This is a genomic window from Cellulomonas sp. McL0617, from assembly GCF_049994875.1.
In the GTDB taxonomy this organism is placed as follows: domain Bacteria; phylum Actinomycetota; class Actinomycetes; order Actinomycetales; family Cellulomonadaceae; genus Cellulomonas.
In genome coordinates, this window is the sequence record NZ_CP188256.1 from 3883628 (window position 1) to 3908736 (window position 25109).

The 25109-nt window shown below is 73.3% G+C and carries 21 protein-coding genes; 8 read left to right on the plus strand and 13 right to left on the minus strand.

Features of this window, described 5'->3' with window-relative positions; translation table 11 throughout:
• Nucleotides 1-100 precede the first annotated feature (100 nt).
• Nucleotides 101-4315: a S8 family serine peptidase gene (locus ACPPVS_RS17875; protein WP_426593582.1), complete on the plus strand. Its 4215-nt coding sequence runs from the start codon at nt 101-103 to the stop codon at nt 4313-4315.
• Between the two features lie 373 nt (nt 4316-4688).
• Here the strand turns inward: ACPPVS_RS17875 and ACPPVS_RS17880 are convergent, their stop codons facing one another.
• Nucleotides 4689-5291 carry a GNAT family N-acetyltransferase gene (locus tag ACPPVS_RS17880; protein ID WP_426593583.1) on the minus strand — a complete coding sequence of 201 codons (603 nt, stop codon included), beginning with the start codon at nt 5289-5291 and terminating at the stop codon, nt 4689-4691.
• Nucleotides 5292-5347: 56 nt separating this feature from the next.
• Between ACPPVS_RS17880 and ACPPVS_RS17885 the strand changes: the two genes are divergently transcribed.
• Complete coding sequence (locus tag ACPPVS_RS17885; protein WP_426593584.1) at nt 5348-7264, plus strand: glycoside hydrolase family 15 protein; 1917 nt, start codon at nt 5348-5350, stop codon at nt 7262-7264.
• Between the two features lie 236 nt (nt 7265-7500).
• On the plus strand, nt 7501-8469 hold the full coding sequence (locus ACPPVS_RS17890) for a thermonuclease family protein (RefSeq protein WP_426593585.1): 969 nt from the start codon (nt 7501-7503) through the stop codon (nt 8467-8469).
• Between the two features lie 14 nt (nt 8470-8483).
• On the opposite strand, the gene ACPPVS_RS17895 is transcribed toward ACPPVS_RS17890, so the two are convergent.
• Genes ACPPVS_RS17895 through ACPPVS_RS17930 form a run of 8 tightly spaced genes read right to left on the minus strand, consistent with a single transcriptional unit; the run spans nt 8484 to nt 12416 of the window.
• Complete coding sequence (locus ACPPVS_RS17895; RefSeq protein ID WP_426593586.1) at nt 8484-9506, minus strand: NADPH:quinone reductase; 1023 nt, start codon at nt 9504-9506, stop codon at nt 8484-8486.
• Nucleotides 9507-9536: 30 nt separating this feature from the next.
• Nucleotides 9537-9908, minus strand: coding sequence for a nuclear transport factor 2 family protein (locus ACPPVS_RS17900; protein WP_426593587.1), 372 nt, complete (start codon nt 9906-9908; stop codon nt 9537-9539).
• Nucleotides 9909-9935: 27 nt separating this feature from the next.
• On the minus strand, nt 9936-10514 hold the full coding sequence (locus tag ACPPVS_RS17905) for a hypothetical protein (RefSeq protein WP_426593588.1): 579 nt from the start codon (nt 10512-10514) through the stop codon (nt 9936-9938).
• Entirely contained in the window at nt 10511-11044 is a 534-nt protein-coding gene (locus ACPPVS_RS17910; RefSeq protein ID WP_426593589.1) for a DUF6286 domain-containing protein, read from the minus strand. The genes ACPPVS_RS17905 and ACPPVS_RS17910 overlap by 4 nt, the downstream gene beginning before the upstream one ends.
• A complete protein-coding gene (locus tag ACPPVS_RS17915; protein ID WP_426593590.1) occupies nt 11041-11427 on the minus strand; it encodes a hypothetical protein in 387 nt (128 codons plus the stop codon). Before ACPPVS_RS17915 ends, ACPPVS_RS17910 begins: the two co-directional genes overlap by 4 nt.
• Nucleotides 11420-11599: a DUF2273 domain-containing protein gene (locus tag ACPPVS_RS17920; RefSeq protein ID WP_426593591.1), complete on the minus strand. Its 180-nt coding sequence runs from the start codon at nt 11597-11599 to the stop codon at nt 11420-11422. The genes ACPPVS_RS17915 and ACPPVS_RS17920 overlap by 8 nt, the downstream gene beginning before the upstream one ends.
• 2 nt (nt 11600-11601) lie before the next feature.
• Entirely contained in the window at nt 11602-11967 is a 366-nt protein-coding gene (locus ACPPVS_RS17925) for a hypothetical protein (RefSeq protein WP_426593592.1), read from the minus strand.
• Nucleotides 11964-12416, minus strand: a complete 453-nt coding sequence (locus tag ACPPVS_RS17930) for an Asp23/Gls24 family envelope stress response protein (RefSeq protein ID WP_426593593.1) — start codon at nt 12414-12416, stop codon at nt 11964-11966. Before ACPPVS_RS17930 ends, ACPPVS_RS17925 begins: the two co-directional genes overlap by 4 nt.
• Nucleotides 12417-12589: 173 nt before the next feature.
• Between ACPPVS_RS17930 and ACPPVS_RS17935 the strand changes: the two genes are divergently transcribed.
• Nucleotides 12590-15148 carry a circularly permuted type 2 ATP-grasp protein gene (locus tag ACPPVS_RS17935; protein WP_426593594.1) on the plus strand — a complete coding sequence of 853 codons (2559 nt, stop codon included), beginning with the start codon at nt 12590-12592 and terminating at the stop codon, nt 15146-15148.
• On the plus strand, nt 15145-16062 hold the full coding sequence (locus ACPPVS_RS17940; protein WP_426593595.1) for a transglutaminase family protein: 918 nt from the start codon (nt 15145-15147) through the stop codon (nt 16060-16062). Before ACPPVS_RS17935 ends, ACPPVS_RS17940 begins: the two co-directional genes overlap by 4 nt.
• A 4-nt stretch (nt 16063-16066) precedes the next feature.
• Here ACPPVS_RS17940 and ACPPVS_RS17945 read toward each other — a convergent pair whose 3' ends face one another.
• The 3 genes from ACPPVS_RS17945 to ACPPVS_RS17955 all read right to left on the minus strand — a co-directional run bounded on the left by ACPPVS_RS17945 (nt 16067) and on the right by ACPPVS_RS17955 (nt 19499).
• Nucleotides 16067-16957 carry a hypothetical protein gene (locus ACPPVS_RS17945; RefSeq protein WP_426593596.1) on the minus strand — a complete coding sequence of 297 codons (891 nt, stop codon included), beginning with the start codon at nt 16955-16957 and terminating at the stop codon, nt 16067-16069.
• A gap of 361 nt (nt 16958-17318) precedes the next feature.
• Nucleotides 17319-17846: a DinB family protein gene (locus tag ACPPVS_RS17950; protein WP_426593597.1), complete on the minus strand. Its 528-nt coding sequence runs from the start codon at nt 17844-17846 to the stop codon at nt 17319-17321.
• Nucleotides 17847-18218: 372 nt separating this feature from the next.
• A complete protein-coding gene (locus ACPPVS_RS17955) occupies nt 18219-19499 on the minus strand; it encodes a transcriptional regulator (protein ID WP_426593598.1) in 1281 nt (426 codons plus the stop codon).
• A 195-nt stretch (nt 19500-19694) separates the two neighbouring features.
• Between ACPPVS_RS17955 and ACPPVS_RS17960 the strand changes: the two genes are divergently transcribed.
• The 3 genes from ACPPVS_RS17960 to ACPPVS_RS17970 all read left to right on the plus strand — a co-directional run bounded on the left by ACPPVS_RS17960 (nt 19695) and on the right by ACPPVS_RS17970 (nt 23457).
• Nucleotides 19695-20300 carry a TetR/AcrR family transcriptional regulator gene (locus tag ACPPVS_RS17960; RefSeq protein WP_426593599.1) on the plus strand — a complete coding sequence of 202 codons (606 nt, stop codon included), beginning with the start codon at nt 19695-19697 and terminating at the stop codon, nt 20298-20300.
• Between the two features lies 1 nt (nt 20301).
• Nucleotides 20302-21426, plus strand: a complete 1125-nt coding sequence (locus ACPPVS_RS17965; protein WP_426593600.1) for a methyltransferase — start codon at nt 20302-20304, stop codon at nt 21424-21426.
• A 63-nt stretch (nt 21427-21489) separates the two neighbouring features.
• Entirely contained in the window at nt 21490-23457 is a 1968-nt protein-coding gene (locus ACPPVS_RS17970) for an NHL domain-containing thioredoxin family protein (protein WP_426593601.1), read from the plus strand.
• 160 nt (nt 23458-23617) lie between these two features.
• Here the strand turns inward: ACPPVS_RS17970 and ACPPVS_RS17975 are convergent, their stop codons facing one another.
• The gene (locus tag ACPPVS_RS17975; RefSeq protein WP_426593602.1) at nt 23618-24985 is read right to left on the minus strand and encodes a diguanylate cyclase domain-containing protein; all 1368 of its coding nucleotides are present in this window, start codon (nt 24983-24985) and stop codon (nt 23618-23620) included.
• Nucleotides 24986-25109 lie beyond the last annotated feature (124 nt).

Genomic DNA, 25109 nt, shown 5'->3' on the forward strand with positions numbered 1-25109 from the left:
CCGTTCGGGGCCCGAACCTCGACGCCTGCGCCGCTACGCTGTGGATCCCCGGTGGCGCCGACCCAGGTCTCGCGGGTTCACCCGAGCGTGAAGGGCACACGTGAGGACGCTCGCCCGGCTCGCGGCCGCCGCCGCCTCGATCGCCGTCGTGACCGCCGGAATGGTCGTCCAGGGTCCCCCGGCACTGGCTGCGCGGCCGGTCCCCGCACCGGTCACAGCAGCGCCGAGCGATCCCCACGACCCGACCGACCGACCGCGGCCGCACGATCGCGGTCCGCTCGAGACGCTGCCCCAGCCGAAGGCCACCGAGGCAGCCCCCGCCGACCACGTGCTTGTGAAGTTCGCCGCTCGGACGTCCGGCGCGCAGCAGCGCTCCACGCTCTCCGCCGCCGGGGTGTCCGGGCCCGACGCCGTCCCCGGCACCTCCTACGTCAAGGTGGCCGTGGGGGACGAGTCGCCGGCCGCCGTCGTCGCGCGGCTCCGTCAGGACCCGCAGGTGGCGGACGTGCAGCTGGACCACAGGCGCACCGCGCTCGCCTGGACCGACGACCCCGACATCGAGTGGGCGTGGCCGTACCTGGACACGCTGCGCCTGCCCCGGGCCTGGGACTCCGCGACCGGCGCAGGGACCGTGGTGGCCGTGCTGGACACCGGCGTCACCGCCGCGAACGACGACCTGGCCGGTCAGGTGCTCACCGGCACCGACCTGGTCGACGGCGACGCGGACCCTGCGGACCCCGAGGGCCACGGCACGCTCGTCGCCGGCATCATCGCCGCCAAGGCCGACAACCAGGCCGGTTCGGTCGGCACCGCCTACGGCGCCAAGATCCTCCCCGTCCGGGTGCTCGACCAGAACGGCGAGGGCGACGACTCGACGATCGCCGCCGGCATCGCGTGGGCGGTCACTCATGGCGCACGGGTGGTGAGCCTCTCACTCGGCGGCCCCGACCCGGCGCCCGTGCTGCTGCAGGCGATCGAGGCCGCGGTCGCAGCAGGCGTCGTCGTGGTCGCCGCGGCGGGCAACGACGGGACCGAGAGCGCCGTGTACCCGGCGGCGTACGCGCCGCAGGTGGCCGGGTTCGTCAGCGTCTCGTCGACCGACGAGGACGGGGCGCTCCTGCCGTCGTCGAGCTGGGGCGACTCGGTCAGCCTCGCCGCCCCGGGCGACCAGATCATCGGCCCCGGCACCAGCGCCGGGTCCTTCGTCTCGGGCACCGGCACGTCGTTCTCCGCCGCGATCGTCAGCGGCGTCGCGGCCCTGGTCCGCTCGCACGCCGGTGCGTTGACGCCGGCACAGGTCGAGCAGCGGCTCGAGTCCACCGCACGGGACGCCGGGCCGCGAGGCGTCGACCCGTACTACGGCGCGGGCGTCGTCGACGCCGCGGCGGCCGTCACGGTCGGCGACCCCGTGCCCGCCGCCACCGGCATCGCCCTCGACGAGGCGCCCGGCGATGCCGGCACGTCCGACGACACGCGCGCCCGGGCCCAGGTCACCGACGGCACGGAGGCCGACGGCACGATCTCGCCCGAGGGAGACGTCGACTGGTATCGCTACACGGCGCCGACCGCCGGCTGGTACACGGTCTACGTCCACGACGCGAACCTGTACCAGGTGCCTGATCCGCTCGATCTCACCCTCGAGGTCCGCGACGACACCGGACACGTCCTGTCCTCCGGGAACCTGCAGCCCGGAGGATCCGCCGAGTCCGTGACGGTCCCGATGCCCGTGGGCGGGCACCAGCTGTTCGTCGCGGTCCGGAACGCCAACGGGACGGCTCAGCACGATCGGACGTACGTGCTGAGCGTGGGGCCCACGACCATGCCGTCGTTCACCGGCACGCGGCACCCGTCCGCGCAGGCGTACCAAGCCCTGGCGGTCGGTGACGTGACCGGGGACGGGCGTCCGGACGTGGTGGCCGTGCACGGCGTCGACCTCCAGATCGTCCCCGATACACCCTCGGGCGTGCTCGGGGACCCGACGATCCTGCCGGTGCCGGGCGGCGTGACCGCCGACGGTGACGTCGCGGTGGCGGACCTCGACGGCGACGGCGACCAGGACGTCGCCGTGACGACGTCGGTGGGGGTGCAGCTGTTCGTGCAGAGCGGCGGTCAGCTCACCGCAGGCGCGACCCTGCCGATCGCGAGCGGCGGGTTGCAGGTCGTCGCGGGCGACATCGACGGCGACGGCCGGACGGATCTGCTGGCCGACTCCTCCGCGAGTGTCGCGACCATCTACTTCGGCACCCCGGCCCACACGCTCGGTCCGGCGACGCCGACGGGCGCGGTCGTCGTCGGCTCCACCCTGGCCGACGTGAACGGCGACGGCCGCCTCGACATCGTCGGCACGGCCGGCTACTTCCTGCAGCAGCCCGACCACACGTTCGGACCGCTGGTCGCGCTCACCGTGAGCGCCGACGCACCGGGGGGCGCCGCCAACTCGTGGTCCGGGGCTGTCAAGGTCGGCGACGTGACAGGAGACGGCCTCGTCGACGTCGTCCGCACGAACCTCTTCAACGTGTACGTGAGCGCGCAGCTGGCCGCGGGCGGCTTCGCTCCCGCGGTCGCTGTCTACGCATGGCAGCTGCCGGGCGCGCTCGCGCTCGACGACGTCGACCACGACGGACGCCTCGACGTGGTCACCGCGAACAACGGCTGGGATGCGGTGTCGACCCTGCTGCAGCAACCCGACGGGACGCTCGGCGCGCCGGTCCAGAGCACGTCGATCTCGTACCTCAGCTGGTACCCGGTGGACGGGCTGCAGATGGCCGACCTTGACGGCGACGGCTACGACGAAGCCGTCATGGCCGCCGGGTGGCTGTACACGTTGCACAGCAACACGCTGGCCGAGCCGCACCCGGCCGGCTGGGTCAAGGACCTCTCGCCCGCTCCACGAAGCACGGGCGTCGCGGTCCGCCCCACCCTGACCGTCGCGCTCGAGCAGGCGCTACCCGCCGACGCCGTCGTCGCCGGCACCGTCCGACTGGTGGACGGGACCACGGGCGCCGACGTCGCTCTGGCGGCGCCGACCGTGGACGCGGGCCGTACGTCCTTGAGCGTCACCCCCGCCGCCGACCTCGTCGCCGGTCACCAGTACGAGATGCTCGTGGCCTCGATCCCCGGCCCCGGCGGGACGGTGCAGGACGCGACCGTGCGCAGCTGGTTCACCGTAGGGGTCGACGGGGACCGGTTCACCCCGCTGCCACCCGAGCGGATCATCGACACGCGCCTGCCGGGCGCCGGCGGACCGCTGGTCCCGGGCGAGCCCGCGACCCTGGACCTCTCGGGTCTGCCTGCGGACGCCAGTGCCATCGTGCTGAACCTGACCGCGGTGAATCCTCGGGGCAACGGCTACCTGTCGGTGTACCCGACGCCCACCGGTAGCGATCCGCCGCCGCTGGTGTCGAACGTCAACTTCGTCACCGGGATCGACCAGCCCAACCTCGTCACGGTTCGCATCAGCGCGGACCGGACGATCGACGTGGCCTCCGCGTTCGCGCCTGCCGACGTCATCGCGGACGTCGCCGGCTACTACAGCGCTGGCGGTGCCGCCGCCTACCAACCGCTCGTGCCGGCGCGGGTCCTGGACACCCGGCTCGGCATGGGCGCGCCCAAGGCACCGCTGACCGGCGGCCGATGGATCGATCTCGTGGTGGCGGGCCCCGGCACGAGCGTGCCCAGCGACGCCACGGCGATCGTGCTCAACGTGACCGGGACCGCGGTCAGCGGCAAGACGCACGTCCGCGTCTTCCCCACTCCCGGCGCCGTCGAGGACCAGACGCCGCCGGTCATCTCCAACCTGAACCTCTACCCCGGCCGCGACCAGGCGAACCTGGTCACCGTCGCCATCGGCGAAGGCGGCCGGGTGCGCCTGTGGCTCTACGCGGCGCAGGCCCAGCTGGTGGCCGACGTGGCCGGCTACTACACCGCCACGGGCGCCAACGGGTACGTCGCCCTCGCGCCGGGGCGCCTGATCGACACCCGGTCGCACCTGGGTCTCACCCACGAGCTGGACCCCGGTGCCCCCGCCACCGCCCGGGTCGCCGGAGCGCGCGTGGGCGGCCAGCTCATCCCGGACGACGCGACGGCAGCGGTGCTCAACCTCACCGGCGCCAACCCTCGCTCCGACACCCATGTGCGGGCCTTCCCGGCATCCACGGGGGCCATGCCGCTCGTGTCCAACCTCAACCTGGTGACGGGCCGCAACGAGGCCAACCTCGCGGTGGTCCGGATCGGGGACGACGGCGCCGTCACGTTCTACAGCCACGTCGCCCCGACGGACCTCGTCGTCGACGTCTCGGGATACTTCCGCGACTGACCCGCTCGGGGCCCCCGACGAGTTCGACCCACTGTCGTCGCGACGGCCGCCCTCGCGGCATCGGTCAGCGAGACCGATGCGCCGTCGGCGGACACCCACGCCACGTTTGCTCCGGCCGTCGCTACCGCGCACGGGTTGTCGGCGGCCATCCCCTCGGACGCACCTCATCTGACACCGCGACCTCGGGCTGAGGGCGCAGGGCCGCGCCTCACCCTCCTGACGCGCGGCCCTGCGACGTCGGGGTCAGGATGCACCCGTCACACGTCATGCGTCAACGACATCGTGACGACCGTAACTCCGGACATTCGCGACACGCTGGAGCCAGCGGCCGCTGCGGTCTTCAGTCGCTCCGGTCGTGATCCGTCGACGGTCGCTACAGACCGAGGGTGAGCAGCCGCGCGCCGCCGCTGGGACCGGCGTCCTGGAACCCGATGCGGTCGTAGAACGCGATCCCGCCCTCGTTGCGGGCGTCGACGCCGAGGTGCAGACCGGGGACGCCGCGATCGCGCAGGGTGTCGCCCAACGACTCGATCAGCCGGCGGCCGAGGCCACGGCGCTGCAGCCGCGGCAGCAGGTCGATGTGCATGTGCGCGGGATGCGTGTGGAAGACCGCCTTGTCGGCGGGGACGAACTCGTGGATCTGGCGGATCAGCTCGTGGTCCCGGGTGCCGTCGCGCGGGTCGCCGACGAGGGCGTGCTGCGCGCGCAGGACCGGGAACCACGAGGTGTCGAGCCAGCGCTCGAACCGGTAGGAGTCCGCGGTCGCGACGACGTAGCCCCCCACACCGAGATCGTCGACGACGACGAACGTCAGCCCGGGGTCCGCGATCGGGTACGGGCCCGCGTAGAGGTGTCCGAGCAGGTCGGGGTTCCGATACAGGTCCGTGGCGTCGGCGCTGGCGTCGCCGGTCAGGAGGCAGACGCGGTAGAGCGCGGCCAGGTCGGACGCGTGGAAGGGTCGGATCGTTACCGGCATGTGACGACTTTGCCATCTCTACTGACAACGCCGCTCGACAGGACCACGCTGAGGTGATGACCCCGGTCATCGACACCCAGCCCGAGACGCACCGCACGCCGTTCCCGCCGATCGCGAGCTACGCGTTCCTCTCCGACTGCGAGTCCAACTGCCTCATCTCGCCCGCGGGCGCGGTCGAGTGGATGTGCGTCCCGCGGCCCGACTCACCGAGCGTCTTCGCGAGCATCCTCGACCGTGGAGCCGGGTCGTTCCGCGTGGGTCCGCACGGCACCCGGGTGCCGTCGGCACGCCGTTACCTGCCCGGCACCCTGGTGCTGGAGACGACCTGGCAGACGCCGACCGGCTGGCTCGTGGTGCGCGACGCGATGGTGATGGGTCCGTGGCACAACCAGGACGAGCGCTCCGCCACCCACCGCCGGACGCCCACCGACGACGACGCCGAGCACATCCTGCTGCGCACCGTCACCTGCATCAGCGGCACGGTCGACCTCCAGGTCGAGTGCGACCCGTCCCCCGACTACGGCCGCGCCGAGACGCGATGGGAGTACGACGACGCGGGCTACAACGCCATCCACGCGGAGTCGGACAGCGGCCCGACGCTTCGTCTGACCAGCAGCCTGCGACTCGGCATCGACGGCCGGACGGCGTCGGCGCGCACGCGCATGGTCAACGGGGACAAGGCGTTCATCGCGCTGTCCTGGTCGCCGCTGCCGGCGCCGACCACGTGGGAGGCCGCCGCCGACCAGCTGTGGCGGACGCAGGAGTTCTGGCGCGAGTGGATCACGCAGGGCGTCTTCCCGGACCACCCGTGGCGCACCTACCTGCAGCGCAGCGCCCTCACGCTCAAGGGCCTGACGTACGCGCCGACGGGCGCGCTGCTGGCCGCGGCCACGACGTCGTTGCCCGAAACCCCGGGTGGCGAGCGCAACTGGGACTACCGCTACGCGTGGATCCGCGACAGCACGTTCGCGCTCTGGGGCCTGTACACGCTCGGCCTGGACCGCGAGGCCAACGACTTCTTCGCGTTCATCCACGACGTCTGCCGCGACAACAAGGACCTGCAGATCATGTACGGGGTGGGCGGCGAGGAGAAGCTCGAGGAGTTCGAGCTGGGCCACCTGTCCGGGTACGAGGGTGCCCAGCCTGTGCGCATCGGGAACGCCGCCTACGACCAGCAGCAGCACGACGTCTGGGGCGCGGTGCTCGACTCCGTCTACCTGCACACCCGCTCGCGCGAGCAGCTGCCCGAGTCGCTCTGGCCCGTGCTCAAGCGTCAGGTCGAGGCCGCGATCAAGCACTGGCACGAGCCCGACCGCGGCATCTGGGAGGTCCGCGGCGAGCCCCAGCACTTCGTCTCGAGCAAGCTCATGTGCTGGGTGGCGCTGGACCGCGGCGCCCGGCTGGCCCGCATGCACGACGAGATGGACTTCGCGGAGCAGTGGAGCAAGCTGGCGGCCGAGATCCACTCCGACATCTGCGCCAACGGCGTCGACGAGCGGGGGGTCTTCGTGCAGCGGTACGGATCCGGCGCGCTGGACGCATCGCTCCTGCTCGTCCCGCTGCTGCGGTTCCTGCCGGCCGACGACCCGCGAGTCCGCGCCACGGTCCTGGCCATCGCCGACGAGCTCACCACCGACGGTCTGGTGCTGCGCTACCGCGTCGAGGAGACCGACGACGGGCTGTCCGGCGAGGAGGGCGCCTTCACCATCTGCTCGTTCTGGCTGGTGTCCGCCCTGGTCGAGATCGGCGAGCTCGAACGGGGCCGCGCCCTCTGCGAGCGCCTGCTCTCCTACGCCAGCACCCTAAACCTGTATGCGGAGGAGATCGACCCGCGGTCCGGCCGGCACCTGGGCAACTTCCCGCAGGCGTTCACGCACCTGGCGCTGATCAACGCGGTCGTCCACGTGATCCGCGCCGAGGAGACCGCAGGCCACGACGGCGTGCACTTCGAGCCCCCCAACCGCGGCGGCTGAGCGTGACGATCGTCCCATTCTGGAAATGCGCTGTGTGCGGCTAGAATTTCCGGCGGTCCCGATTCGTCGCCTGAATGGCGAGTGCCTGAAATCGGGGAAAAACCGCAAAACTCCCGGAGATTCCCTGCATGTCGTTTTTTCGTACCAACGTCGCCGTCGCAGTCACGTCGGCACTGACCCTCGCGCTGGTCGTCACCGCGACGACCCCTGCGAGCGCCGCACCGCAGAAGGCCACGGTGGTGCGAGTCGTCGACGGAGACACGATCGACGTGCGGTACGACGGCGCCAAGCACCGGATCCGCCTGCTCAGCATCGACGCCCCCGAGTCGGTCGACCCGGCCAAGCCGGTCGAGTGCCTCGGGCCGGAGGCGAGCGCGTACCTCAAGGTCCTGCTGCCGGTTGGCACCGAGGTCTCGCTCAAGCAGGACAAGGTCAAGGTCGACAAGTACGACCGCGAGCTCGCGGCGGTGTTCGTCGGAAAGGTCAACACGAGCTCGGCATTGGCACGGGCCGGGCTCGCCGTACCGATCGCCGTCGGGAAGAACAAGAAGTTCTACGCCGCGGCGCAGCGCGCCCAGCAGCAGGCACGCGACGCGCATCGCGGCCTTTACGGGAACCACGTGCCGTGCACCGTTCCCGCGCAGGTGAAAGCCTACGAGACGACGGTCGACCAGGCGCTCGCCGCTGCACCCGTGGCGACGGATCTGGCGACGCTCGACGCCTATGCTGCCCAGCTGGCCGCGGCGGTGGCGACGGGATCCGCGATCACCGCACTCGTTGCGCGCGACCAGCACGATCGCGCGCTCCTCGGGCTCGGCCGAACCGTCGTCACGGCTCTTGGCGCCCGCGTGGCGTCGAGCACGGGCCGCCTGGCGCGCGAGCAGGCCACCAACGTCGCCGCGCGCACGACCGAAGTCCAGCGCCTGGAGACGGATCGGGTAGCGGCCGAACAGGCCGCCGCTGCCGCGCAGGCTGAAGGGGATCGTGTTGCCGCGCAGGCCGCGGCCGCCGCGAAGAAGGCCACGGCGAAGAAGGTGAAGCCAGCGGTTCCGGCGAAGCCGGCACCGGCAGCCCCCGCGCCGGCCGCGCCCGCAGCACCTGACACGAGCGGTTCCTCAAGCGGGCGGGCCCCCTGCCGAAAGTACGCGCCGGGCGGCAAGACGTTCGTCTACATCGACTGCACCACGAAGCTCCCGCTCGGCTGAGGCTCGCCTCAGGCTCAACCGGCGACGTCGATGAGCACCTTGCCCACGGTGCCCGCCTCGACCGCGTCGTGCGCGGCCGCGGTCTCGCCCAGCACGAACCGGGTGATCGGCAGCCCGTGCTCGGCACCGACCCGCAGCGCACCGTCGGCCAGGGCGCCCGAGACGGCGAGGACCGCGTCCCGCTTGCGGTCGTCGGACACGGTGTAGGTCAGGACGAAGACCACCGCGACGTTCTTGGCCATCAGCGGCATGACCGGCAGCGTCACGACGTCGAGGTCCGCCGTGGCGTACGCGGCGATCGTGCCGTTCGCGGCCACGGCGCCCACGACAGAGGACGCGTTGCGTGCGACGTCCACGTCCACCACGACGTCCACGCCGCCCGGCACGAGCGCGCGCACGGCCGACGCCACATCCTGCGTGCGGTAGTTCACGACGTGGTGCGCGCCCGCCGCGCGGGCCAGGTCGGCCTTCTCCGACGAGCTGACGGTGGCGACCACCTGCGCGCCGGCCCAGGCCGCGAGCTGGATCGCCGCGTGCCCCACCGCGCCCGCTCCCCCGGTGACCAGGACCCACCGGCCGTCGAGCGCTCCCGGGGCCAGCCGCGACGGACCCGCGGCGGCGGCGGCGAGCGCCTCGTGGGCGGTGAGCGCGGGGATGCCGAGCGAGGCCCCGGTGTCGAAGCTCTCCGACGCCGGCAGCGCCACGACGTGCGTGGCCGGCAGCGTCACCAGCTCCTGGGCGGTGCCCTCGACGCTCTGCCAGGCGACGTCCCACAGCCAGACCCGGTCCCCGGGCCGCAGCGTCGAGACGTTCGCGCCGACCGCGTCCACGACCCCGGCGCCGTCCTGGTTCGGGACCTTGGCGTCGTCGAGACGCGCGCCGTCCCCGCGACCCCGGCGGCCCTTCCAGTCGGTCGGGTTCACGCCCGAGACGGCGACCCGCACCCGGACCTCGTCGGCACCGGGCTCCCGTGGTGAGCGCTCGACCACCGTCAGGACGGAGGAGGGTCCTGTGCGGTCGTACACGACGGCCTTCATGGGGCCGAGCCTACGTACCGGTTCGCCGGTCTACCCGTCGTCCGAGACCGTGTACGCCTTGTCCGGCCAGTACGCCCACTCCTCGAAGACCTCGGCACGGCCGTCGGGCGCGAACGTGATCACCCAGAGGTTCCGGTACTCGTGGTGCTCCTCGGGATAGCTGACGTCCACGCGCACGACGCCGACCGGGCCGTCCGCGGCCAGGACCGTCGCGGTCATCTCGAACAGGGCCGGGTCGGCCCAGAACCCCTTGATCGCGTCGAGCCCGTCCAGCGGCTCCGCGTACGGGGAGCGCATGTACCGGGCGTGCTCGGTGAACAGCCGGTTCAGGTCGCCGACGTCCTGCCCACGCCAGGCGCGCTCGTAGTGCTCGACCCAGCCGGTCACAGCGTCCTTACCCATGGCGGGGCTCCGTTCGGTTCGTCGGGGTCACTGCACGCGGGCGCGTTCCGGGGCCCGACGGAGCACCGACAGCTCCACGCGCGAGGTCAGCTGCTCGTCGGGCAGGACGCGGGCGAGGTCGGCCAGCACGGCGTCGCACGACGCGATCACCGACACGAGGTCCGCGTCCGGGTAGACGGTCACCCGCAGCCGCACGACTCGCTGCTTGCGGTCCGTGAGCACGGCGCCGCGCGCGGACAGGACGCCGGGCTCGTCGGCCAGGATGTCGGCGGCGGTCGCGACGGCCGGACCGGGCAGGACCGTCAGCACGCCCGGGGAGACGCCCGCGGGGAGACGCAACGGTCCGACGCCGCGCCGGGGCAGGTGCGCGAGGAGCCACCACAGTCCGAGGACGACCAGGACGACCCCCGCCGTGACCGCGACGGCGACGAAGCTGTCGGAGCCGGTCACCTGCGACGAGTCCACCTGGACCGATCCGGGTACCGAGGGCCAGACGTCGGCCAGGAAACCTGCCTGCCAGCCGACCAGGGCCACGCCGAGGGCGATGAGCGCGAGTCCGAGCAGCAGCACGACCACCCGGTCGACCGCCAGCACCCCGCGCCTCATCGCAGACCCGCCACGTGGCGCGTGGAGACGTGGACCGCGACCGGCGTGGCCAACCGGGCCAGGCGCTGCTGCACGGCGGCGAGCACGTCGTCGTCGACGTCGTCGCCCTCCAGCGCGGTGACGCTCACCGACACCGACGTCCGGCGGGCCGACGAGTGCGCCGACAGCACGTAGGGGACGTCGGACGCGGCGCTGCTGGCCAGGCGGGCGAGGTCGGCGACGCCGATGGTCGCGCCGGGCACGTCGAGCGGCACCCGTGTCCGCACCCGGCGCCCGAGGGCGACGAGCACCAGCCAGAGGCCGATCAGCGCGACGACCACCCCCACCGCGGTCGAGGCTGTCGACGGCTCGATCCCGTCGGCGCCGTCGACCACGGGGATCAGCCAGGTGCTGCCCTCGATCTGCCCGCCGACCACCAGCGCGTCGCGGATCACGACCACGCCGAGCGCGACGACCAGCAGCGCGAGCACCACGCCGAACCGGCCCACCCGACCGGCTCGGGTGGCCGCGGGGGCGGGTGCGAAGCTCATCGGACCCTCGGCGCCGCGACGGCCCGCGGCGGGCGCACGACGTCGCGCACGGTGACGGTGACCGCGTCGAGGTCCTGCGCGGCCTGTCGGACCAGCTCGCTGCCGACCGTCGTCTGCACCTCGCGTGCCACGTCGGCGGCCGACGACGGCCACACCAGCGCGATCTCCAGCGAGACGCGCGCGCGGCGGCCGAGCCGCTGCCACTCGACCTTCGGGTACGTCGGTGCGACGCCGGGCACGCCCAGCGCGACCTGGCCGGCGATCCGCTTCAGGGCGTGGTCGGTGATGGTCAGCGTGCCGCGCGGGGGCACCTCGATGACCTCCGTGACGTCGTCGTGGGCCGAGACGTCCGGTGAGACCGCCTGCGGGACGACCTCAGCCACGGCGCCGCCCGGAGACGACCCCGCTCAGGTCGAGGCGGCCGTCGAGCACGAGCGCGACGACGACGCCCACCCCGCCCAGGACGACGGCCAGCAGGAACATGGAGAACCCCCCGACGGCGGCGACGAGCGCGAGCAGGATGCCCGCGAACAGCCCGGTGGCGACAGACGACATGGTCAGCTCCTCAACATAGATAGGTCGATGTCCTCGACGTGCACGTGCACCGGCGTCGGCGCGATCGCGGCCACCGCGCGCAGCACCCGGTCGGCGACGGCCGGCACGGGTTCGGACCCGTCGACGACGATGTGCACCTCAGTGCCCTCCTCGTCGTCGATCCGGACGCCGGTGACACGACGCCCGGGCAGATAGGTGCCGAGCCCGCCGAACGCCCCGCCGTCCATCCGGACGACTCCCGGCAGCGCCAGGACGATCCCCTCGACCTCCTCGGCGAGGTTCCTCGGCTCGGGACCGACCGGCGCGACCGCGTGCACGGGGTCGACCTCGAGCTCGACGTCCAGCGGCGTCGGCACGGGTTCGGTCACTGGACCCGCGTCTCCGCCACCACCGGCGCGTCGTCCTCGTCGGGCAGGTGCACGTCGTTGACCACGACGTTGACCTCGACCACCCGCAGGCCGGTCATCCGCTCGACGGCACTGATCACGTTGCGCCGGATCCCGGTGGCCAGGTCCGCGATCGACACGCCGTACTCCGCGACGAGGTCCAGGTCGACGGCCGCCTCGGTCTCTCCGACCTCGACGGACACGCCCAGCGCGTGGTTGGTCCGGGCACCCGGGATGCGCTCGCGGATCGCGCCGAGCGCGCGGCCGCCCCCTCCGCCGAGCGCGTACACGCCCGCCACCTCCTTGGCGGCGATCCCGGCGATCTTGCTGACGACGGTGTCGGCGATCGTCGTGGTGCCCTCGGCGCTCACCAGCGCGCTCGGTCGGCGTGCGGCCGCGGCCTTGGTCGGGGCTGGCGTGGTCTCGCTCATGGTGGCCTCATTCAGGACGATTCACGAAGAAGGGTTTCCGACGAGGTGGTCCCCCGCCGCACTCACAGTGCGCCCCCCATGAGGCGAACGCACCTCAGGAGTCACCCGATCCTCGTGCACGAACCGCGCGCCGACCAGCCCTGTGGCAGCCATCGGCAGGGCAGACTCACCCTGTGACCGACCTGCTCTCCTCGCCGCGCCCCGCGGGCGGCGTCCTGGAGCACGCGGCCGACTGGTCCTGGCTGCCGGACCCCGCGGACGTGCCCACCGCCCCGACGCTCGCGCACGCGCGCGACGAGGCCGAACGGCTGCTCGCCGACCACGGCGTCACGTACGGCGCGGACCGACCGGACGGCGACCACCCCTGGCACCTGGACCCGCTGCCGGTCACCATCGACGAGCCGGAGTGGGCGCGTCTGGACGCGGCCCTGGTCCAGCGCGCGGAGCTGCTGGACGCGATCCTGCAGGACGCGTACGGCCCGCGTCGGCTGCTCACCGACAGGCTCCTGCCGCCGACGGTCGTGCTCGGGCACCCGGGGTTCGAGCGCGCGGTCGACGGGCTGCGGCTGCCGGGCGGACGCGAGCTCGTGCTGACGGCCACGGACATCGTGCGGGACGGGTCCGGCGCCTGGTGCGCGGTCGCCGACCGCACGCAGGCGCCCAGCGGCGTCGGCTACGCCATGGAGGATCGGCGTGTGGTCGCGCAGGTGCTGTCGGGCGTCTACCGGCAGGCGTCGATCCAGCGGCTCGGGCCCTTCTTCCGGTCGCTGCGGATGGCCTTGCGGTCCGTGGCGCCGGGGGACGCCGAGCACCCGCGCATCGTCCTGCTCACCAGCGGTCCGGGCAGCGAGACCGCGTTCGACCAGGCCTATCTCGCCAGCATGCTCGGCCTGCCGCTCGTCGAGGGACCCGACCTGCTCGTGCGCGAGGGCCGCGTCTGGATGCGCGGCGTCGAGGGGCTCGAGCCGGTCGATGTGATCCTGCGCCGCGTCGACGCCGAGTGGTGCGACCCGCTCGACCTGCGCCAGGGCTCGCGGATCGGCGTCCCGGGCCTGGTGCGGGCGGTGCGTGCGGGGACGGTCAGCGTGGTCAACCCGCTCGGCAGCTCGGTGCTGGAGAACCCGGCGCTGCTCACCTACCTCCCGCGGCTGGCCCGCGTGGTGCTCGACCAGGACCTCGCGCTCGCGTCCGCGCCCACCTGGTGGTGCGGCGAGGAGCGCTCGCTCAACCACGTGCTGGCGCACCTGGACGAGCTCGTGATCCTGCCGACCGAGCGCGGGACGAGCGTCGGGACGATCCTCGGCTGGACCCTGAGCCACCGCGAGCGCCAGCAGCTCGCCGCACGGATCACCGCCGAGCCGTGGCTGTGGGTGGGTCAGGAGCCGGTCGGCCCGGCCGGGCCGACGGTGAACGGCACGCCCGTGGGCGTCGGCAGCGACCTGCCCAGCTCCGACGGCGTCGGTCCGGCCGACCTCGGGCCGCGCGCCGCGGTGCTGCGGACCTATGCGGTGGCGCACGCCGGCACGTACACGGTGATGGCCGGGGGGCTCGCGCGGGTGGCCGAGGGGCACGTCGTCTCGTCAGCGCTCGGTGCGGCGGCCAAGGACGTCTGGGTGCTGTCGTCGCAGCCGGAGGCCCCGCTGGAGCCCTGGGTGCCGTCCGACGTGTCCGCCGCCGGCGAGGCGGCGCAGCCGCGCCGGCCCGCGACCGGCATCTCGCCGCGCACCGCCGAGAACCTGTACTGGATGGGCCGGTACGCCGAGCGCGCCGAGGACACCGCCCGGACCCTGCGCGTCGTCATCGACCGCTGGGACGACTTCCACCGCCTGCCCGCGTCGACCGGTGGACAGTCGCTGCAGGTGCTGCTGGAACCGCTGGGCGAGTCGCCGTCGCTGCGTGACCTGGTGCTCGACCGTCGCACCGTCGGTACCGTCGCGCGCTCGATACGGATGCTCGGCTCGTCGGCGGCCGCCGTGCGGGACCAGCTCTCGACCGACACGTTCGGGCCGCTCGCGCGGATCGAGCGTGCGCTTCGCGACGAGCGCAGCAGGAACCGCGGTCGCACCCAGACCGACGCGCTCGACCTGGGCGCGCTGCGCGCGAACACCGCGACTGCAGGCCTACGACCAGCGCTGGACAAGGTGCTCGAGGGCCTGCTGGCGGTCGCCGGCATCGCGGCCGAGGGCCTCGTGCGCGACGTCGGCTGGCACTTCCTCGACGCCGGCCGGCGGATCGAACGGGCGCAGAACCTCGTCGAGAGCCTCTCGCCGTTGGTCGAGCGACGCCCGACGGACGTCGACGCCCTGGTCCTGGAGTCCGTGCTGCTCGCGCACGAGTCCGCGATCACCTACCGGCGTCGCCACCAGACCGTGCCGACGGTCGCGGACGTGCTCGAGCTACTGCTGCACGACCGGACCAACCCGCGCTCGCTCGCCTACCAGCTCGACCGGCTGCGCGAGGCCCTCGCCGTGATCCCGCTCGGCGGCCGCTCCCCGGACCAGCGCGACCACCTGCTCTCGGACGTCGTCGACCTGCTCGACGAGCTCGACACGGTCGCGTTCGCGGCCGCCGTCACCGAGGACGGCAGGCGCGCCCGGCTGGCGGAGTCGCTGGAGTCGATGCTCTGGCGCCTGCAGGCGACCGCCGACGAGATCGAGCGTGTGCACTTCGTCCGCGTGGCCCCGAGCCAGTCGCTGCAGGACCCCTGGGACGCCCGGACCGGTGCCGCATGACCGTCCGCCGCTACGACCTGGTGCACCGGACCACGTACGAGTACCCCGACGTGGTCACCGACTCGTACGGCCGCACCACGATGACGCCGCGCGACGTGCCCGGCCAGACGTGCGTCGAGACGATCGTGGAGATCTCGCCGGAGCCGTCGGACACCGCCGCCCACCTCGACTACTACGGCAACCGGACCACCTACTTCGGGGTCACGACGCCGCACACGACCCTGGTGGTGACCTCACGCTCGACGGTCGAGGTGAGCCGCCCGACACCGTCGGCGGAGTCCCTGCCGCGGGTCGGCTGGCAGGAGGTCGCGCGTCGCGTCGCGGCCGGCGACGTCGACCGCCTCGACCCCGAGCTCGCCGACCTGCGTGAGGCCGTGCTCCCGTCGGAGCACGTCTCGTTCGCCGACGAGGTGCGCGCCTGGGCCGCGCCCACGTTCCTGGAGGACCGGCCGCTCGCCGACGTCCTCGTCGAGCTGGCCCACCGCATCCGCACCGAGCTGGCCTACCGGTCAGGGTCCACCACCGTGCACACGACGCAGGCTCAGCTGCTCGCGCAGATGGCCGGCGTCTGCCAGGACTTCGCGCACCTGATGATCGCGGCGCTGCGCGTGCACGGGCTGCCCGCGCGGTACTCCAGCGGGTACATCGAGACGCGTCCCGCGTCCGGCCGGACCAAGCTCCGCGGCGCCGACGCCTCGCACGCGTGGGTGTCCGCGTGGGTTCCCGGCGCCGGCTGGATCGAGGTCGACCCCACCAACGACCAGCTGGTCAACGACCAGTACGTCCTGCTCGGCTGGGGTCGCGACTACGACGACGTCCCGCCGCTGCGCGGGGTCATCTTTACCGAGGGCTCGGGGGCGAAGCTGAAGGTCGCGGTCGACCTCGCGCCCGCCGGGAGCCCGCGCTTCGCCTGAGGCTCTACCGGGCGGCGGTGGCCATCTCGCGGAGCTCGTCAGGCGTCACCACGAACCCGCCGCTGTCCAGCACCGTGCCCCCAGCCCCCCGCCACACCGCCGCCGCGATGCGGGCGACCGACTGCTGCACGCGCGAGCGGGCGATGAGGTGCAACTGGGAGGGCGTCTCTGTTCGAAGCTCGGCAGGGTTGGGCGGCTCCCACGTCACGACGTAGGCCCACGGCCCGTACGCACCGCTGTCCAGCGCCGACAGCGCGACCGGGATCTCCCGCGACCGCGCGAGGCGCACGGTGACCGCGCCGTCGTACTCGAACGTCGCCGTGATGGACAGCGCCCCGTCGCGGGACTCGACCGGGTGCCCCACGCGCGCACCGGTCATCGCGGGCCGGACGAGCGGCAGCGCGTCCCGCGCGGTCAGGGCCAGCGGCGACCAGAGCGTCAGGTCGACGGCCGCGCCCGGGTCGGGGGTGACCAGGCGGGAACGGTCGGCGGGGACGATGCCGCCCGCGGTCCGACGCGCCGCCGCGGACATCCAGCCGTAGACCAGCGCGAGGCCGGCCGGGTCCGTGGAGTCGAGCGCGTACAGGTCGACGTCCCGTGCGCCGAGGCCGGCCTCCCGCGCGTCGTCGCTGTCGAGCGCCGTCGGGCCCTCGAGCGTCGCGCCCGGGAGGAGGGCGAGGAGTCCCGGAACCGCCGGCACCGGAGCGTCGACCATGCCCCGGAACCGCGCGCCGGTCATCGCACGCGGGGCGGTCGGGGCTGTGACCGGGCTACGTTCCCAGGACGCCTCGGGGAACCACGCGGTCGCCAGCGCCACCGGGTCGGTGTCCCGCGGCAGCACGAGGACGTTGCGGCCGTCGACCCTGTCGGGGAGCTTCACCTGCGCCTGGTCCATGGCCGCGGACGGTACACATCGATTGATGCGGGAGTGTTTCGGCCCGGCGCGTCGCGACGCATCCACGCACAGCTTCACCCGGCCATCTGCGCAGGTCAGGCGCCTTCACCCTGCTCCGATCGGGTGGTCGTCCACCGATCCTGCCGCCTGTGCACAGGCCTGTGGACAATGCCTGTGGACAACCGGCCTCCGCCGCGCCCGGCGAACGCCCAGGGCGCCCACCCCTAGGCGCCGGACCGGCGATCCACGCTGCACACGGTGTGGACAACTCCTGTGGACAACGCGCGCGCGGACCCGCGCCGGCTGATCCGCCTGAGACCAAGGTCCCCCGTTCGAGGCCCTGGTCTCAGAGCGGAACCCGTCAGGCGTCGACGTCGTGCAGGTGGTGGACCACGTCGTGCAGGAAGTACTGACCCAAGGTCAGCACGGTGAACTGCGACCCGTTCGACCGCGTCCCTGCGCGGTCCCACTGGTCGTCGGCGACGGAGTCGAACCGCGCGGCGGTCACGTCCGCCGCCGCTGCCAGCTCGCCCGCGACCACGGCCGGGTCCTGCAGGTCGTAGCGGTCGGCCAGCGCGGTCGCGTCCTGGTCCCAGTTCTCGAACTGCGGGTCGTCCTGCGTGAGCAGGAGCTCGAGGCGTCCGTCGAAGATCCGGAAGACGTCGCGCGCGTGCGCGCCGTACTCGAGGGTGGACCACGTCGTGGGTTCGGGCCGCTCGCGGGCGTCGGGACGGCTCAGCGCAGCGAGCCATCGCGGTGCGAGCTCGCGCACGGTCGCGCCGATCGTCGGCCCGGCGACGTCGGCGGCGGTGAACCCGCACTCGGGGCACTGCTCGGCAAGGACCCAGGTCCAGTCCTTGGTGTCGGGCTCGGGGATCAGGTTCGTCATGCCCGCACGCTAGCCCGCGTCGGTCGTCGGCCCCAGCGAAGTACCGCCGGTCACCACCAAGATTCCGCCAACGCCCCACTCAGCCGCTGCGGCCGGAGGTCGTCGCGCGGCGTCACGGTCGAGCGACGGATCCCCTCCGCCCGTCGCCCGACCGGTCCCGCCTCAGTCCCTGCCTGAACCGGGCGACGGGCACCCGCCCCTCGCGGATGCCCGTCGATCGGACGAAGCCGACTACTGCAGCACAATCCCCTCGGCGGCCGACCCATGCAGGAGGTCGGCGCCACGGCGCAGCCCGAGGGCTCCGCTGATCGAAACGGTACGAGCAAGGGGGTTGCAGGACAGTTGCAACCGTCGGGGAACCGTTGTCCGGGGCTATCGACGGTGCGGCGGGGCGTCCAGGCGACGCCCGAGCAGGTCCAGCCGCCCCACTGCCTGGACGTGCGCCGGGGTGCCGCGCGGCGCCAGCCACGCGAGCCGCTCCCACGCCTGCCAGTCGTCGGCACCCTCGTCGGACGCCACCCACCGGCTCACCACGCCGGGCAGCGAGCTCGCCAGCACGGCGGCGCGCAGCTCGGCGGACAGCTCGTCGCGGGCCCGTTCGATGCCGGGCGCGACCGACCGCGGCAGGACGGGACCGGGATAGCTGGAGAGTGCGGCCTCGATGTCGCCGGCGGCCAGCAGCTCGCGCACGAGATCGGCGTCCGTGCGCAGCGACGCGGTCAGCCGGTATGGGCGGGACTCGCTGAGGAGGGGTCCGACGATGCGGCGCAGGCGCGAGACCTCGGCGCGCACGGTGACGTCGGAGAGCAGCTGCTCGCTGAGCAGCACGGTGAGCTCGTCGGCGCTGAGACCGACGGGGTGCCGCGCGAGCAGCAGAAGGATCTCGGCGTGACGCAGGCTGAGTCGGACGTCGACGCCCCCGACGCGGACCATCGGACCGGTGGACAGCACCCGCAGGCGCGGCATGAGGTCGAGGTCGCTTCCCGTGCGCACGATCAGCCGGCTGCTCCGCGTGGTGCGGTCGGCGGCCACGCGCGCGAGCTCGGCCTCGACGGCAGCGACGGTGGCGCGGACCAGCGACATCACGACCGGCGACGCGACCACCGGACCGCCGGTCACGTCGATCACGCCGAGCACCTGCCCGGTCGGGGCGTGCACCGGGACGGCCGCGCAGTTCCACGGGTGGACCTTGCGGGCGTAGTGCTCGTAGCCGACCACCTGTAGGGGCTGGTCGATCTCGAGGGCGGTCCCGAGCGCGTTGGTGCCCGCGCAGTCCTCCCGCCACACCGAACCTTCGACGAACCCGACGCCTTCCATCTGGCGACGCACGCCCTGCTCGCCCTCGACCCACAGGAGGCGGCCGGCGTCGTCGGTCAGGGCGGTGACCCACCCGGCATCGGAACCCGGCGACACCAACAGCTCGCGGACCACCGGCATCGCGGCCGCCATCGCCAGGCCACCCCGGTAGGACGACAGCGAGCGCCCGACCATGTCGACCGGGGCGTTCTGCACCTCCGGGTCGACGCCGCTGCGCTGGCTGCGGCGCCACGAGTCGGCCACGACCGTCCGCACGTGGCGACCGGGCGGCCGCCCCGTGGTGACGAACCGTTCGTGGGCAGCGCTCACGTGGGCGGCGTCTGCGAGCTCCGTCATCCCACTCCCGTCGACCACGTCGTCGAGCGCTGGTCCCGCCGCGGAGATCCGGGGTTCACGGCGAGCTGTTGGTCGCAGTGTACGAAGAATCCGGGGGAATACCTTCACCCTCAGTCGTACCGGTTGTGTGACGATCGGGTGCGATCCCGCTCACGTAGGCGCGATGTTCATGACACAACGTGCGACGATGTCACCATGCCCAAGATCATCGGCGGCTCCCTGCACGAGCACCGCGAGCAGACGCGCCAGAAGCTGTTCGCCGCGCTGTCCGCGCTCATGGCGGACCAGGGTTTCGACGCCATCACCCTGGCGGAGATCGCGGCCGCGGCCGGGGTCGGGCGCACGGCCGTCTACAACCACTTCCCCGACAAGGAGTCGCTCCTGCTCGGGTTCATCACGCACGAGACCGAGCAGTACGCCGCGACCCTGCAGCGCTCGCTCGACGACATCGACGACCCCACCGAGCAGCTCCAGATGTACGTCCGCCAGCAGGCCGCGCTGACCCGGGTCTACCACCTCGCCCCCGGCCCGGAGCTGCGGTCGGTGCTCTCGCGCGGCACCCAGCAGCGTGTCCGCGAGCACGTCGTGGTGGTCGAGCAGATCCTGCGCCGGATCCTCGCCGCCGGGATCTCGTCGGGGGCGTTCCCCGACCAGGACCTCGACGTCACCGTGCCGCTCATCAACGCCTGCCTGTCCGGTCGCGGTGTGCCCGCCGACGGTCCCGAGCGCGAACGCGCGATCCAGCAGACCGAGCAGTTCGTGCTCCGTGCCGTCGGCGCCCTCGCGCCCGTCCCGGCCTGACGTGCCCAGGAACCGCAAGAACCGCAGCGCAGCACCGCCTGCCCACCTCGGCAGCCACCCGAACTCACGCCGCCCGGGCGTCCGGCCACCGGCGCGGCGTTCGGTGGCCGTCGAGCTCACCTTCCTCCCCGGACTGGCGGACGTGCTTGCCGACGAGTCCGCAGGGCTGCTCCTGGCCGGGGCGCCCGAGCCCGTGCCCGGTCGCGACGACGCCCTCGAGGTCGCGCTGCTCGGACCGCTGGCCTCGGTGGCCGACCTGCGGACCGCCGTCGCGGCGTTCGTGGTCCTGCGGTTCGACGTCCCGCGGCCCAAGTCGCTGACCAGCGGCGACCACCTGCAACGCATCATCGACGCGATGGGGTCCTCGCTGCGGGTGGCCCGTTCGGCGTCGTTCAGGTTCGAGGCCGCGGGCGCCGACTCGGCGGTGTTCCAACGGCTCGCAGGGTTGCTCTCGGAGGCGACCGGCCTGCCCTACGACGAGCGCGACGGCGAGCTGGTCCTGCGGGTCCGCCGCGGCGTGCTGGCCCGCCCGTCCGGCGACCCCGGCTGGGACGTGCTCGTGCGGGTAGGGCCGCGCCCGCTGTCCGCCCGACCGTGGCGCGTGGCCGACTACCCCGGCGCCGCCAACGCGACGATCGCCGCGGCCATGGTGCGCCTCGGCGGCGTCGTCCCCACGGACCGCGTGCTCAACCTCATGTGCGGGTCGGGGACGCTGCTGGTCGAGCGGCTCCTCGCCGGGCCGGCGTCGGAGGCGGTCGGCGTGGACATCGCGTCCGAGGCCGTCGTCGCGTCGTCGGCGAACCTCGCGGCCGCCGGTGTCACCGCGCAGGTCCTCCAGGCCGACGCGCTGGCCGCGGTACCCGGATCCTTCGACCTCCTGCTCGCCGACCCACCGTGGGGGACGCTGCACGGGTCTCACGAGTCGAACGCCGACCTGCACGCCGGCCTGCTGAGCGCCGCCTACGAGGCGGCCGCACCGGGTGCCCGGCTCGTCGTCCTCACGCACGAGATCAACATCATGGAACGAGCGGTCCGGGACGCCGACGCCCTCTGGCACGTGCGCGACCAGGTCCGCGTCTTCGCCAAGGGCCACCACCCCCGCATCTACGTGCTGGACCGCACCTAGTCCGACTGCCGTACGGCCCCGGAGGCAGCGACTCGACCTGCTCGCGCGTTGGACAATGGGCGCATGCGTGAGAGCAGACTTCCCCGAGTTCGTGCGTCCGAGCTGGTCGGGCGAGGGTGGCTCAACACCGGCGGGCGGTCGCTGTCCCTGGCCGACCTGCGCGGCAAGATCGTGATCCTCGATTTCTGGACGTTCTGCTGCATCAACTGCCTGCACGTGCTCGACGAGCTGCGCTCCCTGGAGGAGCTGTACCGCGACGTCCTGGTGATCGTCGGGGTGCACTCGCCGAAGTTCGCGCACGAGGCGGACCCGGACGCGCTGGCGGCCGCCGTCGAGCGCTACGAGGTGCACCACCCGGTGCTCGACGACCCCACCCTGATCACCTGGTCCGCCTACACCGCGCGCGCGTGGCCGACGCTCGTCGTCATCGACCCCGAGGGGTACGTGGTCGCGCAGATGGCCGGCGAGGGTCACCGGCACAACGTGACGGTGCTGCTCGAGGAGCTCGTCTCCGAGCACGCCGCCAAGGGCACGCTGCACCGCGGCGACGGACCGTACGTCCCGCCCGCACCCGTCGAGGGCACGCTCCGGTTCCCGGCCAAGGTCATCGCGCTGCCGAGCGGCAACCTGCTGGTGGCCGACGCGGGGCACCACAGCCTCGCCGAGCTCCTCCCGGACGGTGAGACGTTGGTCCGCCGCATCGGGTCGGGTGAGCGGGGGCTCGTCGACGGGGGTCCCGACGACGCCCGGTTCAGCGAGCCGAACGGGCTGTGCCTGGTGCCCCTGGAGCTGCGGCCGTGGCTCGACTACGACGTGCTCGTCGCCGACACGGTGAACCACGCCCTGCGCGGCGTCCGGCTCGCGGACGGCGGCGTGACGACCGTCGCCGGCACGGGCGAGCAGTACATGGTCGGCGCCGCGGACAACTTCCTGCCGTGGGACGACGACGAGCCCGACGAGGAGCTCGCCTTCGCGCCGGTGATCGGGCAGCCCGGAGATGCCTCGGCAGGCTTCGCCTCGAGCCCGACGAACTCCTGGGGCGAGCACCAGCCGCGGCCGGAGGTGCCATCGGGCCCTCGTCGCCAGAAGCTCTCCTCGCCCTGGGACGTCGTGTGGTCGCCGGCGCTCGCGGGGTTCGTCGTCGCGATGGCCGGCAACCACACGCTCTGGGTCTTCGACGACAAGGACGGATCGCTCAACCAGCTCGCCGGCACCCTGAACGAAGGATTGCTGGACGGTCCCCTCGACCAGGCGTGGTTCGCGCAGCCGTCCGGGCTCGCGGTGGGTGCCGACGACAAGGTCTGGGTGGCCGACTCCGAGACGTCCGCGCTGCGGTGGGTCGATCCGGTCGAGCGGACCGTGCACACCGCGATCGGCGAGGGTCTGTTCGACTTCGGCCACCGCGACGGCCCGGCCGCGCAGGCCCGCCTGCAGCACCCGCTGGGCGTCGCCGTCCTGCCCGACGGGTCCGTGCTCGTCGCGGACACGTACAACGGCGCGGTCCGTCGGCTCTCCGCCGGATCGGTGTCCACGATCGCCGACGACCTGGCCGAGCCCAGCGGACTGCTCGTGCTGGACGACTCGGTGCTCGTCGTCGAGTCCGCCGCTCACCGGCTGACGCGGCTGCCGCTGCACGGAGTCGGGCGGGTCGAGGACCACGGGGCGCACCGCACCCGGCGGCCCGTCACCGAGCTCGCGGCCGGCGAGGTGCGGCTCGACGTCGTCTTCACGCCCGCCACCGGGCAGAAGTACGACGACCGCTACGGCCCCTCCACACGCCTGCAGGTGTCGTCGACGCCGCCCGGCCTGCTGCTCGACGGCGCGGGCGACGACATCCCCCTCGATCGCGTCCTGCGCCTCGACCCGGCCGTGCCCGAGGGCGTCCTGCACGTCACCGCGCACGCGGCGTCCTGCGACGCGGACCCCGCCGTCGAGTACCCGGCCTGCCACCTGAACAGCCAGGACTGGGGCGTGCCCGTCCGCCTCGTCCAGGGCGGCGCGACGACGCTCACCCTCCCGCTGCACGGCTGAAGCACACCCGGCGACCTAGGTCCCGACGACCGGCGGCGCGAGCTCGCGGCACGCCGCCTCCGCGGGGAGCACGCCGTGCACGACGTCGTACGCGCAGTCGTCGCACACCCCGCCGACATCCGTGCCTGGCGTATGCCCGCCCTGCTGCGCGACGAAACCCCTACCGGGCGCCTCGGACCGCCACACCCGCCAGCGCGTCCAGCGACGTCAGCACCACGTCGCCGGTCGCGGCGGTGGCGGACATGCCGATCTCGACGAGCCACGGGCCGTAGCCGACGACCACCGTCGCGAACTGCGCACCCACCTCGGCCGGGCTGCCGCCGCGGGCGACGGCGGCGGCGGGCTCGTCGGGCGACGACCCCTCCCGCCGGGTCAGGACGGTCCAGGTGGACCCGCCGAGCGTCTCGGTCGCGGCGGCCGCGAACGCGCACAGGCGCGGCACGACCCCGGACTGGGCAGCAGCGATCGCGGCAGACCCGGCGACGATCACGCGCTCGGCGGTCACGGTCGGGTCGGCGGTGGCCGGGACCGTCGCGCGCAGGGCACGGGCCCGGGCGCGCTTGGCCTTGTACTGCGCGGCGTCGGCCTGCCGGAACAGGTGCCGCGCGGACACCGACCCCGTGACGGCGGTCGACGCGATGCCGTAGGAGATCGCGGCGCCGTGCGGCAGCGGGAACGCCGCCACGGTCGACGCCATGGTCTCGGCGACCTCGGCGCGGCGACGCCCGACGGTGACCACGCAGAACTCGTCGCCGCCGATGCGTGCGGCGGTCGAGCCCGGCAGGGCGTCGGCGACGCGGCTCAGCACATCGGCCACCGACCGCAGGAGGTCGTCGCCGGCGTCGTGCCCCATGTCGTCGTTGACGCGCTTGAGCCCGTCGACGTCGCACATGACGATGCAGGTCTCGTGCCCCGACTCGAGCGCCGACTCGGCCTCGGCGTCAGCGACACGGCGGTTGGACAGGCCGGTCAGCGGGTCGTCGGCGACCAGGTGGCGCACCTGCGCCTCGAGGTCCACACGCGCGACCGCGCCCGCGACGAGCGCCGCGAGCACCTCGGCGCGCGCGATGTCGTCGACCAGGAACGGGATACCCGGCCTGCCGCGGGACGCGACGATCTGCCCCCAGACCGTGCCGTTCACGATCAGCGGCGAACCCAGCCCGCTCGCGGCGTCGACCTCACGCAGCGACGCGACCTCGATCGGGTCGCCGGCGTCGGGGTCGTCCTCGGCCGTCGGTTCGTCGTGGACGGTCCGAGCGTGCGCGACCCAGCTGGCCCGGTCGCGGATCATGTTCCGCAGGGCCGGTCGGTCGTTGGCGCGGTACGACGCGCGGGACAGCCAGACGAGCCTGGGGTCCGTGGGCCGGGGCTCGACCGCCACGATCCGGCACGTGTCCTGGTCGATCCGGCAGAAGGCGACGCCCTGGGCATCGAGCACCTCGAGGGCCGTCGAGGTGGCGACGTGGGCGACCTCGTCGATCGATCGGCAGCGGTCCAGCCGGTGCGCGGCGAGGGCGAGTGCGCGCACGCCGACGGTGCTCGCGGCAGACCTGCTGTCCGCTCGCGCTCCCTGGGCCGATATGCCGCGACGCGTCACGGGGCAATCATCGACCCTCGCCGCCGGTCGGGGCGATCTCGCAGCAAGTGAGGTC

Bases quoted from the DNA above. Each gene is read 5' to 3' on its own strand.
- ACPPVS_RS17880 (WP_426593583.1), bottom strand. From the start codon at position 5,291: ATGCCGGTAACGATCCGACCCTTCCACGCGTCCGACCTGGCCGCGCTC.
- ACPPVS_RS17885 (WP_426593584.1), top strand. From the start codon at position 5,348: ATGACCCCGGTCATCGACACCCAGCCCGAGACGCACCGCACGCCGTTC.
- ACPPVS_RS17895 (WP_426593586.1), bottom strand. From the start codon at position 9,506: ATGAAGGCCGTCGTGTACGACCGCACAGGACCCTCCTCCGTCCTGACG.
- ACPPVS_RS17900 (WP_426593587.1), bottom strand. From the start codon at position 9,908: ATGGGTAAGGACGCTGTGACCGGCTGGGTCGAGCACTACGAGCGCGCC.
- ACPPVS_RS17905 (WP_426593588.1), bottom strand. From the start codon at position 10,514: ATGAGGCGCGGGGTGCTGGCGGTCGACCGGGTGGTCGTGCTGCTGCTC.
- ACPPVS_RS17910 (WP_426593589.1), bottom strand. From the start codon at position 11,044: ATGAGCTTCGCACCCGCCCCCGCGGCCACCCGAGCCGGTCGGGTGGGC.
- ACPPVS_RS17920 (WP_426593591.1), bottom strand. From the start codon at position 11,599: ATGTCGTCTGTCGCCACCGGGCTGTTCGCGGGCATCCTGCTCGCGCTC.
- ACPPVS_RS17930 (WP_426593593.1), bottom strand. From the start codon at position 12,416: ATGAGCGAGACCACGCCAGCCCCGACCAAGGCCGCGGCCGCACGCCGA.
- ACPPVS_RS17940 (WP_426593595.1), top strand. From the start codon at position 15,145: ATGACCGTCCGCCGCTACGACCTGGTGCACCGGACCACGTACGAGTAC.
- ACPPVS_RS17945 (WP_426593596.1), bottom strand. From the start codon at position 16,957: ATGGACCAGGCGCAGGTGAAGCTCCCCGACAGGGTCGACGGCCGCAAC.
- ACPPVS_RS17950 (WP_426593597.1), bottom strand. From the start codon at position 17,846: ATGACGAACCTGATCCCCGAGCCCGACACCAAGGACTGGACCTGGGTC.
- ACPPVS_RS17955 (WP_426593598.1), bottom strand. From the start codon at position 19,499: ATGACGGAGCTCGCAGACGCCGCCCACGTGAGCGCTGCCCACGAACGG.
- ACPPVS_RS17960 (WP_426593599.1), top strand. From the start codon at position 19,695: ATGCCCAAGATCATCGGCGGCTCCCTGCACGAGCACCGCGAGCAGACG.
- ACPPVS_RS17970 (WP_426593601.1), top strand. From the start codon at position 21,490: ATGCGTGAGAGCAGACTTCCCCGAGTTCGTGCGTCCGAGCTGGTCGGG.